This window comes from Nocardiopsis sp. N85 (genome assembly GCF_028882275.1).
In the GTDB taxonomy this organism is placed as follows: domain Bacteria; phylum Actinomycetota; class Actinomycetes; order Streptosporangiales; family Streptosporangiaceae; genus Nocardiopsis; species Nocardiopsis lambiniae.
The window spans coordinates 61,487-77,689 of record NZ_JARBUT010000009.1 but is presented as its reverse complement, the minus strand read 5'-3'; the positions used below and the strand labels follow the sequence as shown (position 1 = coordinate 77,689).

The window sequence follows — 16,203 nt, the reverse complement described above, 5'->3', positions numbered from 1 at the left end:
TCCGTCGCCTCGGCGCCTCCCACCGGACGCGGCCATCGTTCATCCCCGAAGGAACGGACATGCACACCGAGCACACGGTCGACGTCGCCGTCATCGGCGGTGGTCAGGCCGGCCTGGCCACCGGATACTTCCTGCGCCGGGCCAAGACGGACTTCGTCATCCTGGACGCCGGGAACGGGTCGGGAGGCTCCTGGCCCGAGTACTGGGACTCCCTGCGCCTGTTCTCCCCGGCCGCGCACAGCATGCTCCCCGGCTGGTGGATGCCCGAGGAGGAGGGGAGAGAGTACCCCTCGGCCGCCCACGTGGCCTGGTACCTGGGCGAATACGAGCGCCGCTACGACCTGCCCGTCCGCCGGCCGGTCCGGGTGCGCCGGGTCGAGCGGGCCGGTGACCGGTTGCGGCTGACCACCGACGGGGACACCTGGTCGGCGCGGCACGTCATCAGCGCCACCGGGACCTGGCGGTCGCCGCACATCCCCGACCTCCCCGGCCGGGACGTCTTCGAGGGCGGGCAACTCCACACCGTGGACTACCACCGGCCCGACGGGTTCGCCGGTCGGCGCGTCGTGGTGGTGGGCGGCGGCAACTCGGCCGCCCAGATCCTCGCCGAACTCTCCGAGGTCGCCGACACCACCTGGGTCACCGCCCGACGGCCCCGGTTCCTGCCCGACGACGTCGACGGGCGGGCGCTCTTCGCCATCGCCACCGGCGCCCGGAAGGCGGCCGACCGGGGTGAGCCGAGTCCCGCCGGCATCGCGGACCTGGGGGACATCGTGGTCGTCCCGAGCGTGCGCGGGGCCCGTGAGCGCGGCGCCCTCAAGGCCGAGCCGATGTTCGACCACCTCACCCGTACCGGGGTGGCCTGGGCGGACGGGACCACGATGGACTGCGACGTGATCCTGTGGTGCACGGGCTTTCGCCCGGTGCTGGACCACCTGGCCCCACTGGGGCTCGTCGACGAGCGGGGGCGGGTCCCCGTGGTGGGCACCCGCTCCCGCGCCGAACCCCGACTGCACCTGGTGGGCTACGGGGACTGGACCGGTCCCGCCTCGGCCACCCTCATCGGGGCGGGCCGCACGGCCAAGGCCGCCGTCGCGGAGGTCGTCGGTTCCCTCCGCGAGGGGTGAGGACCGAGCGTCATCGGCGCGCCTCGCGCAGAAGCCGGCGTACGACGTGGCGGGCGTCGCGGCCGACTCCGCGCAGGGTGGCCGAGGAGAAGCTCCGCTGGAATTCCAGCCCCACGTATCCCAGCCCGGGGACCGTGGTGGACACCCCGCCGCGATGCCGCGGGCGTCCCTCGGCGTCCAGGGCCCCGGTCGGGGCGAGGTGGTCCAGGGCGGGTCGGTAGCCGGTGGCGAGCAGGAGGGTGTCCACCTTCTCCACGGTGCCGTCGGGCCAGGTCACCTTGTCGCCCTCCACCCGGGTGAACATCTCCCTCCGATCGGGGTTCCCGGTGGCGAACGCGGCCCGGTAACGGCCGTCGTCGTTGACCAGGACCGGGATCCTCCGCCAGAGCCGGCTCAGGGGCGCGACGTCCAGGCCGCTGCGGACGAACCACCAGTGGACGTCCCTCCCCAGGGGGCGCTGCTCCGTCCAGGCCACCGGGGACCGGGTGGCCAGGCTGACCCTGGCCGTCCCGGCCAGCTCCGCGGCGATCTGGACCCCGGAGTTGCCACCGCCGACCACCACGACCCGCCGGCCGGCGAAGGGCCCGGGGGAGCGGTACTCCGCGGCGTGCAGCACGGTTCCGGTGAAGTCCGTCGGTCCGGGCAGATCCGGCCGGTGGGGGCGGCCGAAGCCGCCGGTCGCGTTGACCACCGCCGAGGAGCGCGCACGCGACCCGTCGGAGAGGGTCAGGACCAATCCGCTCCCGTCGCGTTCGGCCCTCTCCACCCGCCGCCCGCAGCGCAGGTCCATCTCCGAGCGGGCGGCGTAGTCGCGCAGGTAGTCCACCACCTCGTCGCGACGCGGATACCGGTCGGGGTCGCCCGGCATCGGCAGGCCGGGCAGGGAGGAGAAACGCGCGGGGGAGAAGAGGGTCAGGCTGTCGTAGTAGTGCGGCCAGGATCCGCCCGGCCGGTCGGAGGCCTCCAGGACCAGGGCCCGCACGCCCGCGCGATGCGCGGCCCGCGCCGTGGCCAGGCCCGCCTGGCCGGCTCCGATGACGATGAGGGGGGAGTCTTCCATGGGGTGTGTTCCTTCGATGTCGGAATCGCCCTACCGTGAGGGCTCCGGAGAGGAGGTCGGGAGGGGGAAGGGGGGCGGCCGCCCCCGGACCCTGGTGGCCGAGGCGATCAGCGCCCCCGCGGCCGCCAGACCCCCCAGGAGCACGAACATCGCCGGATACCCGCCCAAGGGGCCGGCGAGGGCGGCACCCGCCCAGGGCGCCACCGCGATGGCCAGCATGAGCGGGGTGTGCATGATGCCGTTGAGGACCGCGTAGTGTTCCGTCCCCCACCGATCGGCGACGGCCGTGGCCTGGAGGAGGGTCAGGATGCCGCGCGCCATACCGGCGAGTACGGCGATGGCCAGAACGGGGATCAGGGGACCGGGCACCAGGGCCAACAGGACGGTGGTCACCGAGCAGGCGCCCAGCACGGCCACGGCGCGTGACACCGGACCGGTCCACCGCTCCAGGGGCGCGTAGACCAGTCGGCCGAGCACCTGACCCACTCCGCCCACTCCCAGGGCCCAGGCCGCCTCCGTCGTACCGAACCCCCGCCCTTCCAGGAGGGGGACCAGGTTGACCACGACCGCGTAGACGGCGAAGGAACCCAGGGCCAGGGCCGCCGTCAGGGCCCAGAACGCCCGGCCGCGCACCACCGCGCGCACGCCCTCGCGCCCGCCTCCGCGCCCGTCGTCCGTGGCCGTCCACTCCCGGGGCAGGGCGAAGGCGTGCAAGGGCACCACCACGACGAGCAGAACGGCGGCCAGGACCAGATAGGCGCCCCGCCATCCCCAGATCCCCTCCAGCACGGCGGTCATCGGGGCGAAGACGGTACTGGCCAGTCCTGCGGCCAGGGTCAGGGCGGTCAACGCCCGCACCTTGCCCCGCCCGTACCAGTGGGTCAGCGCGGCGAAGGCCGGAGGGTAGAACAACCCGGCCATCGCCGCCCCCGCCACCAGCCAGGCGGCGGCGAAGGTCCACAGGTCCGGGGCCAGCGCGATGGCCGCCACGGCGGGAACGGAGACCAGGGCCGCCGCCGTCATCGCCGGCCGCGGCCCCCGGGCCTGCACCCAGCGGCCCACGAGGATCCCCACCGCTCCCGCCACGAGCTGGGAGGCCGAGAACCAGGCGGTCACCGAGACCGGCGACCAGCCGGTATCGGCGACGATGCTCGGAACCAGAACGGGGAACGCGTAGAACAGCACCCCGTAACCGGTGGTGACGGTGACGCACAGGGCCGCCAGGCCCCGACGCGCGCCGACCACGGGGGCGGGCGCGCCGGGGACCCGGCCGTGCACGGCCGTCACGAGACCCGTTCCGGCTCACCGGCCTCGGACACGCCGCCACAGCAGCCGTCCTCGGAGACGGAGACCGTCGGGGCGACGGTGCCGTGGCCGGCGGAGATCGAGAGCGATTCGGAGAGGAGCGGGCCACCCCGGCGGGTCCCCTCCTCGGCGGCGGGGTCCTCGAACAGGCCCGCGCCACCGCACACCCCGGTCTCGGGCAGGGTCAGCTCCACCCGCGCGGCGGACCCGTGGTCGCCGGCCAGATGGGCGGCGATGCTCCGGACCTGCTCGAACCCGGTCAGCGCCAGGAACGTGGGGGCGCGTCCGTAGGACTTCATCCCCGCCAGGAAGAACCCCTTCTCCGGGTGGGACAGCTCGGCGACGCCGTGCGGGTAGACGGTGCCGCAGGAGTGCGTGTTGGGGTCGATGAGCGGGGCCAGCCCCACCGGGGCCTGGAGGGTGGCGTCCAGGCCGAGACGGATCTCGGACAGGGGCCCCAGGTCGGGGCGGAACCCGGTCAGGGCCACCACCTCGTCGACCGGCTCCGTCTCCCGGCCGTCGTCGTCCACCAGGACCAGCCGGTCCTCGACCGGGCGCACCTCGGCTGTGCGGAACCCGGTCACCACCTCGATGTGCCCGGCCTCCACCGCCGCCTTGGCCCGCAGCCCCAGGGCGCCGCGTTCGACCAGCCGGTCGGCGGCCCCTCCGCCGAAGGCGTCGCCCACGGCACCGCGCCGCAGTACCCACACCGCGCGGGTGCCGGGCTCCCGCTCGGCGAGCGCGGCCAGGGCCACCAACGCCGTCAGGGCCGAGTGCCCCTTGCCGACGACGGCCGTGGTCCGTCCCGCGTACCGTGCCCGCGTCGCGGGGTCGGCGGTGTCGGGGATCCTGTGGGAGACGCGCTCCACGGCGTCCGCCTCCCCGAGGGCGGGAAGGCCGTCGCCGCCCAGGGGGTTGGGAGAGTCCCAGGTGCCGGAGGCGTCCACGACCGCGCGGGCGAGCAGACGCTCCTCACCGTCGCGGGTGCGCACACGCACGGTGAAGGGCCGCTCCTCGCGTTCGGCGTCCACCACCCGGTCCCGGCCCAGGCGGCTCACGCCGGTCACCTCGGCTCCGAAGCGCACCCGGTCGCCCAGCACGGTGGCCAGCGGGGTCAGGTAGGAGTCGACCCACTCGGCGCCGGTGGGATGGCCGCCGTCGTCCGGGCGCCGCCAGTCGGTGGCGGCGAGCAACTTCTCGGCCGCGGGGGCGACGAGGTCGCGCCACATCGAGAACAACCGCACATGCCCCCACGCGGCCACCGCCGACCCGGCCCGGTCGCCCCGTTCCAGCACCACGACCGGCAGGTCGCGGCCGACCAGCTCGGCGGCCGCGGCCAGCCCCACCGGGCCCGCTCCGATCACCACGACGGGAAGTCCCTCGCTCATGACACGTCCTTTCATCGACGGATGTCTATGGAAGGGGACTTTATCGATACTCGTCTATGGACGCAACCATAGATCGTGGTCGATAATGTGGAGCATGACCGCGACACGACCCGAACACGCAGAACCCGCGCTCCTCGCCTCCGAGGCCGAGACCTACGCCTCGTGGTTCGCCTCCCTGGCCGAACCCATGCGGGTGCGCCTGCTGCACGCCGTCGCCGCGCGTCCCGGCTCGATCGGCGTGGGGGATCTGGCGGACGCCGTGGGTGTCAGCCAACCCACCGTCTCCCACCACCTGCGCAAACTCGCCGACGTCGGGTTCGTGACCCTCACGAAGGTGGGCACCTCCACCCGGGTCTCCGTGAACCCCGCCTGCTGCACCGGCCTGCCGCACGCCGCCGACGCGGTCATGGGCCTGCTCGCCGCCCGCCCGTGCTGCCCCACCGACCTGCCCGCCGACGTCACCACCCGCCCCATGGTCGACGCGGACCTCGAACGGGTCCGGGAGATCTACGCCGAGGGCATCGCCACCGGCGACGCCACCTTCGAGACCGAGGCGCCCGAGGTCGAGGCGCTCAAGGGCCGTTGGCTCCCCGATCACCGTTGGGTCGCCGAACTCGACGGGGTCGTGGTGGGCTGGGCCGCGGCCTCGCCGGTCTCCACCCGCGAGGCCTACGCCGGGGTCGCCGAGACCTCGGTGTACGTCGCCGAGGACGCACGTGGCCGGGGTGTGGGCAAGGCCCTGCTGTACCGACAGGTCACCGAGGCGGACCGGGGCGGCCTCTGGACCCTCCAGACCTCGGTCTTCCCCGAGAACCGGGCCTCCCTCGCCCTGCACCACCAGGCCGGTTTCCGCACCGTCGGGGTGCGCGAGCGCGTCGCCCGCCACCACGACCGCTGGCGCGACACCGTCCTGCTGGAACGCCGCGGGGAGGAGTTCGGCCCCGGCGCCGCGGCCTGCGCGGACGACCCGGCCTGCACGACCTGCTGACCCGAACGCCGCGCAACGCGGCGCCCCCGCACGGGGGTCGAGGACCGTGGGCGCCGGCGGTTCGAGCCGAGCCCGTACCCGGTGCGCACTCGCCGTGCGCATCGGAGCCCACCGCACGCGTTCTCCACGGTGGACCCCCGGGCGGGCAAAGGCGGTGTTGGGACGCGGACGCCGCCGACCGGTGCGGAGCAAGGACGACCGGTCCGGGCGCACAGGTTCGGAACAGTTTCCGGCAACGAACCGCCAAAGCGTGCTGATCGGCACCGCTCTTCCGTCCTACGCTGCGAGAAGGGGCCGAAACGGTGCCTCCCGCTCCGACGGCACCGTCACCCCTCCCGGTCCGGAAGGACCCCCTGTCACCGAGGGAGACAGCGATGGCCCAGCTCAAGGTACAACCCGTATCCGACACCGCCCTGGCGCGCCTGAGGTCCGGCTTCGAGGGCCGGGTGTACTCCGCCACCGACGACGGGTACGAGGAGGCACGCGCCCTCTTCAACGCGATGATCGACCTCCGACCCGGCGTGATCGCCCAGTGCCAGGGCACCGACGACGTGCGCCGCTGCATCGAGTGCGCCCGTGAGGAGGGCCTGGAGGTCGCCGTACGCGGGGGCGGGCACAGCGTCGCCGGGATGTCCCTCACCCATGGGGGCCTGGTCATCGACCTGCGCCGGATGCACACCGTGGTGGTCGACCCCGAGGGGATGCGGGTCGGCGTCGGCGGCGGCGCGGTGATGGGCCAGATGGACGAGGCGACCGCGCGGCACGGCCTGGTCACGACCGGGGGCCGGGTGTCGTCCACCGGGGTCGGCGGTTTCGTGCTCGGTGGCGGATCGGGGTGGATCGAGCGCAAGTTCGGCCTGGCCTGCGACAACCTGCTGGGCGCCGACCTGGTCACCGCCGAGGGCGATCTCGTGCACGCCTCCGCCGACGAGAACCCCGAACTGTTCTGGGCCTTGCACGGCGGCGGCGGGAACTTCGGCGTCGCCACCCGCCTGGACCTGCGGCTGTACCCACTGCCGGAGTTCTCGCTGGGCCTGCTGCTGTTCCTGCCCGAGGCGGGACCCGAGGTCGTGCGCACCTGGCGGAACCTCATGGCGCAGGCACCCGACGAGATCGGCGGCGGCCTGATCTACCTCGTCGCACAGCCGGAGCCGTTCATCCCCGAGGAACTGGTCGGCCGGATGGTGTGCGGGGTGGTGATCACCTGTGTGGGCGGGGAGGCGATGCTGCGCGACCTGGCCGCGCCGCTGCTCCGCCTGGGGCCGGCGGCGGAGATGGTCACCGACATGCCCTACGCCGAGATGCAGAAGGCACTCGACGACCCGCCCGGGTACCGCAACCACTGGTCGGTGGAGCACCTGGAGTCGCTGCCCGACACGGCGATCGACGTGTTCTGCGCACGGGCCGACGGCATGGTGGTCCCCTCCCCGACGGCCCACGCCATGTGGCGGCTCGGCGGCGCCGTCGGGCGGGCCCCGACCGACTACCCGTTGCCCTGGCGATCCGCCCAGTGGGCCGTGCACCCGCTCGCGATGTGGGAGGACCCCGCAGACGACGCCCGCGCCGTCCAGTGGGTGAAGGACGTCCGCGCGGACATGCGTCCGTGGGCCACGGGAGACGTGTACCTCAACTTCACCGGTGACGAGGGTGAGGACCGTGTGGTCCGCGGCTTCGGCGAGGACAACTACGCACGGCTCAGCGCGGTCAAGACCGCGTACGACCCGGACAACGTCTTCCATCGCAACCACAACATCCGTCCCGCCCGCGCGATGCCCGCGGCCGTGGCCCCGCCGCCGCGCCGGGGCTGATCCGTCCGGACGCGATCCGGGGCGGTCGGCTTCACGGACGGACGGTGGGCCCTGACATCGTGCCCCCTGAGTGCGGCCTCCGACGCGGGCGGGCGTTCTCGGGTCGATGCCACCGAGGCTCTGGAGTCCGGAGCCGGGGTCGCCCGGTCCGTTCGCTTCTCCTCGACGCGGTGGACGCGGGGCGGCGACCGGTGCGACGGCCAGGCGACGGTCGGACACAGCGAGGGGCATGTGCCGGATCTCTCCGGAACATGCCCTGAGCTTGTCGTGCCGGTGGACCTGACGGGACGTCACTCGAACCCGCGAGGCGAGCCCCGCGCCGGGGGTCTGGGGGCGTCCCCCAGAGGAAACGACGAAACGACCGGGCGATCGCGGTTACGCGAGAGCCGGGTCGTTTCGTCTTCGAGTGGGCGATACAGGATTCGAACCTGTGACCTCTACCGTGTCAAGGTAGCGCTCTAACCAACTGAGCTAACCGCCCTCATGGGAAATGAGGTGCATGGAGGCGGAGACGGGAATCGAACCCGTGTGCAGGGATTTGCAGTCCCTTGCCTCAACCACTCGGCCACTCCGCCAGGAACTGCATGGGGGAATCGCCTCGTGGACACCCATGCGGGCCTCTCCGAGCGGACGACGGGATTCGAACCCGCGACCCTCACCTTGGCAAGGTGATGCTCTACCAGCTGAGCCACGTCCGCTTGCTGCTCGGCGCCGACCTCGTTTCCTTGGTCGTCGCCCTGCCGCTGGTAAGAACTTTAGCGGAAAGTCGGCAGACGGCAAATCGAATCGGAACGGGACCCCGCACACACCGAGAGGAAGAGGTAACGCCGCCGTCACGTACCCGGGTGGACAATGGGGCGAGGGTGTCGGATCAGGGGAGGCGACGGCATGGCCGGGTGCGGGTCGGGCCACGAGGGGCAGCGGAGTTGGCCGTCGGCCCGGGACCTGGCACGACGTGCGGGTGAACGGGTGTCCGTCGCCGTACGCGAACTGCCGTCGGAGGAGGCGTCCGGTGCCGTTCTGGGCACCGACGTGCGCGCCCTGACCGGGCTTCCGGCGTTCGACGCCGCCGCCATGGACGGTTTCGCGGTGTCCGGTCCCGGCCCCTGGCTACCGGTGGGCGTGGGGCTGGCCGGCGCGCCCGTCGCGTGCCCCGGGCTGGCCCCGGGCGAGGCGGTGGAGATCGCCACCGGCGCGCGGGTGCCCAAGGGGACCGAGGCGGTCCTGCCCTACGAACTGGCCGAACGCTCGGAGGGTCGGGTCACCGGCCCGGTCGAGGCGGGGCGGCACGTGCGCTGGGCCGGTGAGGAGATCACCCCCGGCGAGACGGTGCTCACCCGGGGCGCGATCGTGGGCCCGGCCGTCCTGGGCCTGGCCGCAGCCCTGGGCCACGAGACCCTGCCGGTCCTGCTGCCCCGGGTGGCGGTGATCGTCACCGGTGAGGAGGTCACCACGTCGGGGCTGTCGGGAGAGGGCTACGTGCGCGACGCCATCGGCCCGATGCTGCCCGGCCTGGTGGCGTGGGCGGGCGGCCGGGTTGAGGGGATCCGCCACATGGGCGATGACCGGGACGCGCTGGTGACGGCGATCACCGGGGCCCGCGCCGACGTGGTCGTGGTGTGCGGTTCCTCCTCCAGGGGCCCCGCCGATCATCTGCGCGCGGCGTTGGCCGAGGTGGGCGCGGAGGTCCTCGTGGACGGGGTGTCCTGCCGTCCCGGACACCCGCAGGTGCTGGCCCGGAGCGGGGACACCCTCTTCGTGGGGCTGCCGGGCAACCCCGGGGCCGCGCTCGTGGCCGCCCTCACCCTGCTGGTCCCCCTGCTGTCCGCGATGTCCGGGCGACCCGATCCGAGCCGGCAGCCGGTGTCGGTCCCCGTGGTCGGCGAGGTGGCCGCCCACCCCCGGGACACCCGGCTGGTCGCCGTCCGGCTGGAGGGGGAGCGGGCCCTGCCCGTGGGGCACGACCGGCCCGCCAATCTGCGCGGCGCCGCCCTGGCCGACGCCTACGCCGTGATCCCGCCCGGGTGGCGCGGTGGCGCGGTGGAACTCGTCCGCCTGCCCTGACACGCGCGGCGGCCCCGGAGGGGTCGTCCCTCCGGGGCCGTACGCGAGCTAGCCGATCCGCTGTTCCTCGCGGGTGGCGAGCACGGGCGGCTCCGGCGGTTCCACCGCCGGGTTGCCCCGGCCGCGCAGCAGCAGCCACGCCTGGAGGGCCGCCGCCGTGACGATGACCACGGCGATGACGCTGGTCAGGTGCATACCGCTGGTGAACGCCGCGCGCGCGGCGTCCATCAGTGCCGTGCCGGTCGTCCCGCCCAGGTCGGCGGCGCTGTTGGCGGCACCGCCCAGCGTCTCTCGGGCGGCGTCCACCGCACCGGGGGGTACGTCCTCGACCCCGGTCAGGTGCGAACGGTAGGACGCCGTCAGCACACTGCCCAGCAGGGCGACGCCCAGGGCCGCGCCCAGCTCGTAGGCGGTCTCGGAGATCGCCGAGGCCGCGCCGGCGCGCTCGGGCGGGGCCGCCGCCATGATGGCGCCGTTGGTGAGCGTCTCGGCGAACCCGGCGCCGGTCGCGATGAGCGCGAAGCCGGTCGCCACCACCGTCACGCCGAGGGTGACGTCGTTCACCGGGGCGATGATCAGCACCGCGAACCCCGAGGCGGTGACCAGCAGGGAACCGCCGACCACGGTGGCCAGGCTCAGATGGCGGGCCAGGCGCACCGCCACCAGGCCGGCCAGGACCGACAGCACCAGCCCGGGGATCAGGACGAACCCGGCCCGCATCGGCGAGATGCCCAGCACCAGCTGGAGGTACTGCGTCAGGAAGAACAGCGAGGACACCAGCGAGAAGACGATCATCAGGTTGGTGGCCACCGCCACGCTGAAGACACGGTGACGGAACAGGCTCACGTCGATGAGCGGTTCGTCCAGCTTCTTCTGCCTGCGCACGAACAGGTACCCGAGGGTGAGACCGATCGCCAGTGAGGCGATGGGGACCGGTGACAGACCCTCGGTGGCGAGCTTCTTGACCCCGTACACGGCGGGCAGCATCGCGGTCAGCGACAGCACCACGCTGAGCAGGTCCAGTCGCCCCGGCTCGGGGTTGCGGGACTCGCGCACCAGCAGCGGCACCAGGATCAGGATGAGGGCCATCACGGGCAGGTTGATGAGGAACACCGACCCCCAGAAGAAGTGCTCCAGGAGCCAGCCGCCCAGGATGGGACCCAACGCCGCGCCGCCGGAGAACCCGGACGCCCACAGGGCGATGGCCAGCAGGCGCTGACGCGGGTCCAGGAAGATGTTGCGCAGCAGGGACAGGGTCGAGGGCATCAGGGACGCGCCCGCGACGGCGAGCAGGGCCCGCGCCAGGATGAGCGTCTCGGCGTTCGGTGAGAACGCGGCCAGCAGCGAGGCGACGCCGAACGCGGCCGAACCGATCATGAGCAGGCGTCGTCGCCCGATGCGGTCGCCGAGCGAGCCCATGGTGATCAACAGACCGGCCAGGACGAAGCCGTAGACGTCGACGATCCACAGCAGTTGGCCGGCGGTGGGCCGGAGCCGCTCGCTCAGTTCGGGCACGGCGAAGCCGAGCACGGTCGAGTCGACCGAGATCAGGATCACCGGCAGCACCAGGACGGCGAGCGCGGCCCATTCGCGGGGACCGGCGAGGGTCGGGGCGGGTCGCGCGTGGTCGTGGCCGTTTCCGGCCGTGGCGGAAGTCATCTCTCCTCGTTCGTTTCGCTGTTCTCGTGCCCTGCGGGCACGGGCCCGGCGGGAGGGCGGGCTCCGGGCCGGGACTTTCACATCGGGACGGGAAGCGTGGTCGACCGGCAGACGCGCTGCGGGACTCTTCAACCGTCCAGCCGGTACAGTACCGTCCAGCCGGTACAGTGTCAATCGTGAACGCTTCCAAGACCCGTGACCGCATTCTCGACGCCCTCCAGGGGATCCTCATCCGGGAGGGCTACTCGTCCGTGACACTGGGGGCGGTCGCCCGTGACGCCTCGGTGTCCAAGGGCGGCCTGCTCTACCACTTCCCCTCCAAGGCCGCCATGTTGACCGGCCTCATCGAGCGCCTGTCCGTCCTGGCGGAGGAGGAGTTCCGCGAGGCGGCGGAGGGCGAGGAGGGCGTGGTCCGCGTCTTCCTGCGGACCTCGCTGCCCCAGAGTTCGGAGGAGCGCGAACTCTACTGGGCGATCATCGCCGCGCTGCGCGGTCAGGAGGACATGCCCGAGGAGGCCTTCGCGCACGTGCAGGACCTATTCGACCGGTGGCGGCGGCTGCTGCACGAGGAACTGGAGGACCCGATCCTGGCCGAGATCATCCTGCGCACGGGCGACGGGCTGTACCTGTCGGACCTCGCCGGCCTCCCGCCCGCCGACCCCGAACTCCGGCAGGGGATGATCGACCGTCTGGTGGCCGAGTCCGACCGGGTCCGCCGAAAGCGGTGAGCCCGGATCCGGGGGAGGGGTCGGGACCCTCCGGCGACCACCGGCCGGGCGCCGGCCGGGGAACGGCCCGCGGTGCTGACAATGTGTCCCGGGTCATGATTTACTTCCCGGTAACTTCGTAGCCGCCACCAGGCCCCGAGGCTGTCGGGTGCCTGCCCACCTCGTGAGGTGAAGTGTGCACCACCTGGGGACGTGGAGCGTGCCGGGTCGACGGGGAACGGTCGGTTCGCAAGACTGTTCCCACCTCGCCGGAGCCTCCACGGGGTGAGAACACGCAGACGGGAAAGCGGGGAGCGGATGCACAGGCTCACCAACCAGGTCCGACCCTATGCCTGGGGCGCCCGCACGGCCATCCCCCGGCTGCTGGGCCTGGAGCCGGACGGCACCCCGCAGGCCGAGCTGTGGCTCGGCGCCCACCACGGTGCCCCCAGCACCGCCCACTGCGAGGAAGGCCCCCTTCCCCTGCCCGAGCTCATCGCCGGTGACCCCGCCCGGGTGCTCGGCGAGGAGGTCGCCGACCGTTTCGGCGACCGGCTCCCCTTCCTCCTGAAGGTCCTGGCGGCCGACGAGCCGCTCTCCCTCCAGGTGCACCCGGACGCCGAACGGGCCCGGGTCGGGTTCGCCGCCGAGGAACGCCTGGGCATCCCGATCGACGCGCCCCACCGCAACTACCGTGACCCCCACCACAAGCCGGAACTGCTGCTGGCCCTGGAACCCTGCGAGGCCCTGTGCGGGTTCCGCGAGCCCGCCGCCGCCCACCGCGACCTGCTGGACCTGTCCTGTGAGCTGGCCGAACTGCTGCGCGAGGACCTGTCGCACCACGACGACGGCGTCGCGCTGAGAGCGGCGCTCACCCGCCTGCTCACCCTCTCCGGTGAGGAACGCGAACGGCTCATCGGAGAATTCGTGGTCGACTGGGCCCGGGTCCGCCCCCTGTGCGCGCACGCCGACATCGTCGGCGAGCTGGCCGCCCGCTACCCCGGCGACCCGGGTGCGGTGGCGTCCCTGCTGCTCAACAGGGTGACCCTCTGGCCCGGTCAGGCACTGTTCCTGCCGGCCGGCAACCTGCACGCCTACCTCCGGGGCACGGCCGTGGAGGTGATGGCGGGCTCCGACAACGTGCTGCGGGCCGGACTGACCCGCAAGCACGTGGACCCGGCCGAACTGCTCGACGTCGTCGACTTCGCGGTCCTGCCGGTCCCCTACTCCCAGCCGTCCTTCCAGAACGGGCGCCGGGAGTTCCGTCCGGGGGCGCCGGAGTTCGCCCTCCACGAGATCGGCCCGGGGCGGGTCACCGCCCACCTGCCGGGGGAGGGTCCCGCGGTGGTGCTGGCCCTGAACGGCCGGGTGGAACTGATCCCCGAGGTCGGCCACCGGATCGAGCTCCAGCGCGGCGAGTCGGTGTTCGTCCAGGCCGACAGCGGTCCGATCAAGGTCGAGGGGCAGGGACACGTCGTCGCCGCCACTGTCGGCGCCCCGACCGCGGACTGAGCGAGGGCCGAGGGCGGCCGGTCGCCCCCGTGTTCGGGGCGTCCGCGCCGAGTCGCTTTCCGACGCCGATACGCTGGGCCCCTCTGTTCCCACGTGTCACAGGAGAGGTACCACCATGGCTCTGGAGCGTCCGGAGATCGACTTCGTCGAGGGCCCGCCGCCGGCGGACCTGGAGATCACCGACCTCGTCGTCGGCGAGGGTGAGCAGGCCGGGCACGGCAACACCGTCGACGTGCACTACGTCGGCGTGGCCTTCTCCAACGGCGAGGAGTTCGACGCCAGCTGGAACCGCGGCGCGCCGCTGGGCTTCCGCCTCGGCGCGAGTCAGGTCATCCCGGGCTGGGACCAGGGTGTCCTGGGCATGCGCGTGGGCGGCCGGCGCAAGCTGGTCATCCCGCCGCACCTGGCCTACGGTGCCCGTGGCGCGGGCGACGCGATCGGCCCGAACGAGACCCTGATCTTCGTCTGCGACCTGGTCGCCGTCCGCTAGGGGATCCGCGGATCCCACGGAGAAGGGGCCCGTGCCGCGTCCGACCGGCACGGGCCCCTTCCCCTATTCCCACCATCAGCTCAAGGTTGCGCCCACCTTCACGTGGCCCTTGAGCAGATCGCGGGCGATCGTGCGGCGCTGGATCTCGTCGGTGCCCTCGAAGATGCGCAGCAGGCGCAGGTCACGGTAGAACCGCTCGATGGGCAGCTCCCGCGTGTACCCCATGCCGCCGTGGATCTGGAGCACGCGGTCGACGATCTCGTTGGCCTTGACGCCGCCGAAGAGCTTGGCGATGGACTGCGCGTGACGCGAGTCGAGGCCCGCGCCGACCTGCCACGCGGCGTGCAGGACGAGCAGGCGCAGTGCCTCGATCTCCACCTGGGAGTCGGCGATCATCCACTGGATGGCCTGACGGTCGGCGATCGGCGCGCCGAAGGTCTCCCGGGTCTTGGCGTACTCGATGGCCATGTCCAGCAGCCGCTCGCAGCTGCCGATGGCGCGGGCGGGCAGCAGATAGCGGCCCTTGCCGATCCACTGCATGGCCAGGGCGAAGCCCTTGCCCTCCTCGCCGAGGATGTTCGCGTGCGGCACGCGCACGTCCTGGAAGATCAGGGCGGCCGGACGGCGCTCGCCCATGGTGTCGATGGGCTCGGAGGTCCAGCCCATGTCGCGGTCGACGAGGAAGCAGGTCACGCCGCCGTTGGCGCCCTTCTCCGGGTCGGTGATGGCGAAGACCATGGTGAAGTCGGCCTCGTGGCCGCCGGTGATGAAGGTCTTCTCACCGTTGATGACCCACTCGTCGCCCTCGCGCACGGCGCGGGCCCGGATGGCCTTGGCGTCCGAACCGGCGCCCGGCTCGGTGATGGCGAAGCAGGAGCGCTTCTCACCGTTGATGGTGGGCAGCAGGTAGCGCTCCTTCTGCTCCTCGTTGCAGTGGTAGAGGATGTTGTCGGCCTCGCCGCCGAACTTGAAGGTCAGGAACGTCCGGCCCAGCTCGATCTCGATGATCGCGGCGGTGATCGGGTCCAGACCCATGCCGCCGTACTCCGTGGGGGTCTCCACACCCCAGAAGTCGGACTTGCGGGCGAGGTCGCGCAGCCGGATGCGCTCCTCCCTGTTCAGGCCCGGGGGGTGTCCTTCGCGCTCACGCCGCAGTACCTCGTTCTCCAGCGGCATCAGCTCCCGCTCGACGAAGGTCCGCACCCAGTCGCGGACGGCGCGCTGCTCTTCGTTCAACGAGAAATCGATCACGGCCTGCTCCCAAGTAACCTAACAGTGTTCGGTTATGTGAGGGTACGATGACCACCGCCGCCGATGCAAGGGGAGGGCCCGAAGTCCCGAGAAGGGCACGTCGGACCCGACACCGTGCGATGATCGGGCCGGACGCCGGAGGGCCCGGTGCCCGACGCATCGGAGAGGGGACCCCATCCGTGGCCCGACCCAAGACGCCGATCCTGAGCCGACCGGCCATCCGCCGCGCCGCGCTCTCGCTCATCGACCGGGACGGGCTGGACGGGTTGTCCATGCGCAAACTCGCCCAGGAACTCGACGTGCGGGCCGCCTCCCTGTACAGCCACTACCGGACCAAGGAGGAACTGCTCATCGAGGTGGCCGACGAGGTCACCGAGGGCATCGACGTCTCCGGTTTCGGGGGTGGCGACTGGCGCGGGGGACTCACCGCCTGGGCGCGCTCCTACCGCGACGCGATCACCGCCCACCCCAACCTGCTGCCGGTGATCGCCGCCGGTCCCGGCCGCCGCGAGGAGGCGCTGCGCCGGGCCGACGCCATCCACGGCGGGCTCGTGGGCGCCGGCTGGCCGCCCCGCTACGCCACGATGATCGGGGCCTCCACCAAGTACCTGATCCTGGGGTCGGCCACCAGTTCCTTCGCCCGCGGCTTCGACGACGACGTGCGCGTGTACCGCGACCGCTACCCCAACCTGTCGCAGGCCCACCGGCTCGCCGAGCACGCCGCCGAGATCGACGAGGACAGCTTCGAGCTGGCCCTGTCCGCCTTCCTCGACGGCCTCACCGGCGTCTACGAGAAGGTCCGGAGCACCCCCGAGGACTGAGAGGGCCGGGACCCGTCCGCGTC

Annotated in this window: 13 protein-coding genes and 3 tRNA genes; 8 read left to right on the top strand and 8 right to left on the bottom strand. The window is 72.7% G+C overall.

The genetic code is table 11. The features are described from left to right. Positions 1–59 precede the first annotated feature (59 nt). Positions 60–1,127 carry an ArsO family NAD(P)H-dependent flavin-containing monooxygenase gene (locus tag PWG71_RS14550; protein WP_274810244.1) on the top strand — a complete coding sequence of 356 codons (1,068 nt, stop codon included), beginning with the start codon at positions 60–62 and terminating at the stop codon, positions 1,125–1,127. Positions 1,128–1,137: 10 nt separating this feature from the next. On the opposite strand, the gene PWG71_RS14545 is transcribed toward PWG71_RS14550, so the two are convergent. The 3 genes from PWG71_RS14545 to PWG71_RS14535 are packed head-to-tail and all read right to left on the bottom strand — an operon-like array spanning position 1,138 to position 4,880. After that, a complete protein-coding gene (locus PWG71_RS14545) occupies positions 1,138–2,187 on the bottom strand; it encodes a flavin-containing monooxygenase (protein ID WP_274810243.1) in 1,050 nt (349 codons plus the stop codon). Between the two features lie 30 nt (positions 2,188–2,217). Next, positions 2,218–3,474 (bottom strand): MFS transporter, encoded by a 1,257-nt coding sequence (locus PWG71_RS14540; RefSeq protein WP_274810242.1) that lies wholly within the window; start codon positions 3,472–3,474, stop codon positions 2,218–2,220. After that, a complete protein-coding gene (locus PWG71_RS14535) occupies positions 3,471–4,880 on the bottom strand; it encodes an FAD-dependent oxidoreductase (RefSeq protein WP_274810241.1) in 1,410 nt (469 codons plus the stop codon). Before PWG71_RS14535 ends, PWG71_RS14540 begins: the two co-directional genes overlap by 4 nt. Positions 4,881–4,974: 94 nt before the next feature. Here PWG71_RS14535 and PWG71_RS14530 point away from each other — a divergent pair, with 94 nt between their 5' ends. Further along, complete coding sequence (locus PWG71_RS14530; protein WP_274810240.1) at positions 4,975–5,868, top strand: helix-turn-helix domain-containing GNAT family N-acetyltransferase; 894 nt, start codon at positions 4,975–4,977, stop codon at positions 5,866–5,868. A gap of 374 nt (positions 5,869–6,242) precedes the next feature. After that, complete coding sequence (locus tag PWG71_RS14525; protein ID WP_274810239.1) at positions 6,243–7,676, top strand: FAD-binding oxidoreductase; 1,434 nt, start codon at positions 6,243–6,245, stop codon at positions 7,674–7,676. 407 nt (positions 7,677–8,083) lie between these two features. Here the strand turns inward: PWG71_RS14525 and PWG71_RS14520 are convergent. The 3 genes from PWG71_RS14520 to PWG71_RS14510 form a co-directional block, all read right to left on the bottom strand. Then, positions 8,084–8,157, bottom strand: a tRNA-Val gene (locus tag PWG71_RS14520). A gap of 19 nt (positions 8,158–8,176) precedes the next feature. Further along, positions 8,177–8,251, bottom strand: a tRNA-Cys gene (locus tag PWG71_RS14515). A 50-nt stretch (positions 8,252–8,301) separates the two neighbouring features. Then, a tRNA-Gly gene (locus PWG71_RS14510) sits at positions 8,302–8,374 on the bottom strand. Positions 8,375–8,528: 154 nt separating this feature from the next. Here PWG71_RS14510 and PWG71_RS14505 point away from each other — a divergent pair. After that, positions 8,529–9,740, top strand: coding sequence for a molybdopterin molybdotransferase MoeA (locus PWG71_RS14505; protein ID WP_446725030.1), 1,212 nt, complete (start codon positions 8,529–8,531; stop codon positions 9,738–9,740). A 48-nt stretch (positions 9,741–9,788) separates the two neighbouring features. On the opposite strand, the gene PWG71_RS14500 is transcribed toward PWG71_RS14505, so the two are convergent. Continuing rightward, on the bottom strand, positions 9,789–11,399 hold the full coding sequence (locus PWG71_RS14500; protein ID WP_274810237.1) for an MFS transporter: 1,611 nt from the start codon (positions 11,397–11,399) through the stop codon (positions 9,789–9,791). 176 nt (positions 11,400–11,575) lie between these two features. On the opposite strand from PWG71_RS14500, the gene PWG71_RS14495 reads away from it, so the two are divergent. The 3 genes from PWG71_RS14495 (at position 11,576) to PWG71_RS14485 (ending at position 14,108) form a co-directional block, all read left to right on the top strand. Beyond that, positions 11,576–12,127 (top strand): TetR/AcrR family transcriptional regulator, encoded by a 552-nt coding sequence (locus tag PWG71_RS14495; RefSeq protein ID WP_274810236.1) that lies wholly within the window; start codon positions 11,576–11,578, stop codon positions 12,125–12,127. A gap of 297 nt (positions 12,128–12,424) precedes the next feature. Further along, entirely contained in the window at positions 12,425–13,618 is a 1,194-nt protein-coding gene (manA, locus tag PWG71_RS14490) for a mannose-6-phosphate isomerase, class I (protein ID WP_274810235.1), read from the top strand. Positions 13,619–13,733: 115 nt separating this feature from the next. Then, positions 13,734–14,108, top strand: coding sequence for an FKBP-type peptidyl-prolyl cis-trans isomerase (locus PWG71_RS14485; protein ID WP_274810234.1), 375 nt, complete (start codon positions 13,734–13,736; stop codon positions 14,106–14,108). Positions 14,109–14,183: 75 nt separating this feature from the next. On the opposite strand, the gene PWG71_RS14480 is transcribed toward PWG71_RS14485, so the two are convergent. Beyond that, positions 14,184–15,359, bottom strand: a complete 1,176-nt coding sequence (locus PWG71_RS14480; RefSeq protein ID WP_274810233.1) for an acyl-CoA dehydrogenase family protein — start codon at positions 15,357–15,359, stop codon at positions 14,184–14,186. A 179-nt stretch (positions 15,360–15,538) separates the two neighbouring features. Between PWG71_RS14480 and PWG71_RS14475 the strand changes: the two genes are divergently transcribed. Continuing rightward, positions 15,539–16,180 carry a TetR/AcrR family transcriptional regulator gene (locus tag PWG71_RS14475; RefSeq protein ID WP_274810232.1) on the top strand — a complete coding sequence of 214 codons (642 nt, stop codon included), beginning with the start codon at positions 15,539–15,541 and terminating at the stop codon, positions 16,178–16,180. Positions 16,181–16,203: the final 23 nt, after the last annotated feature.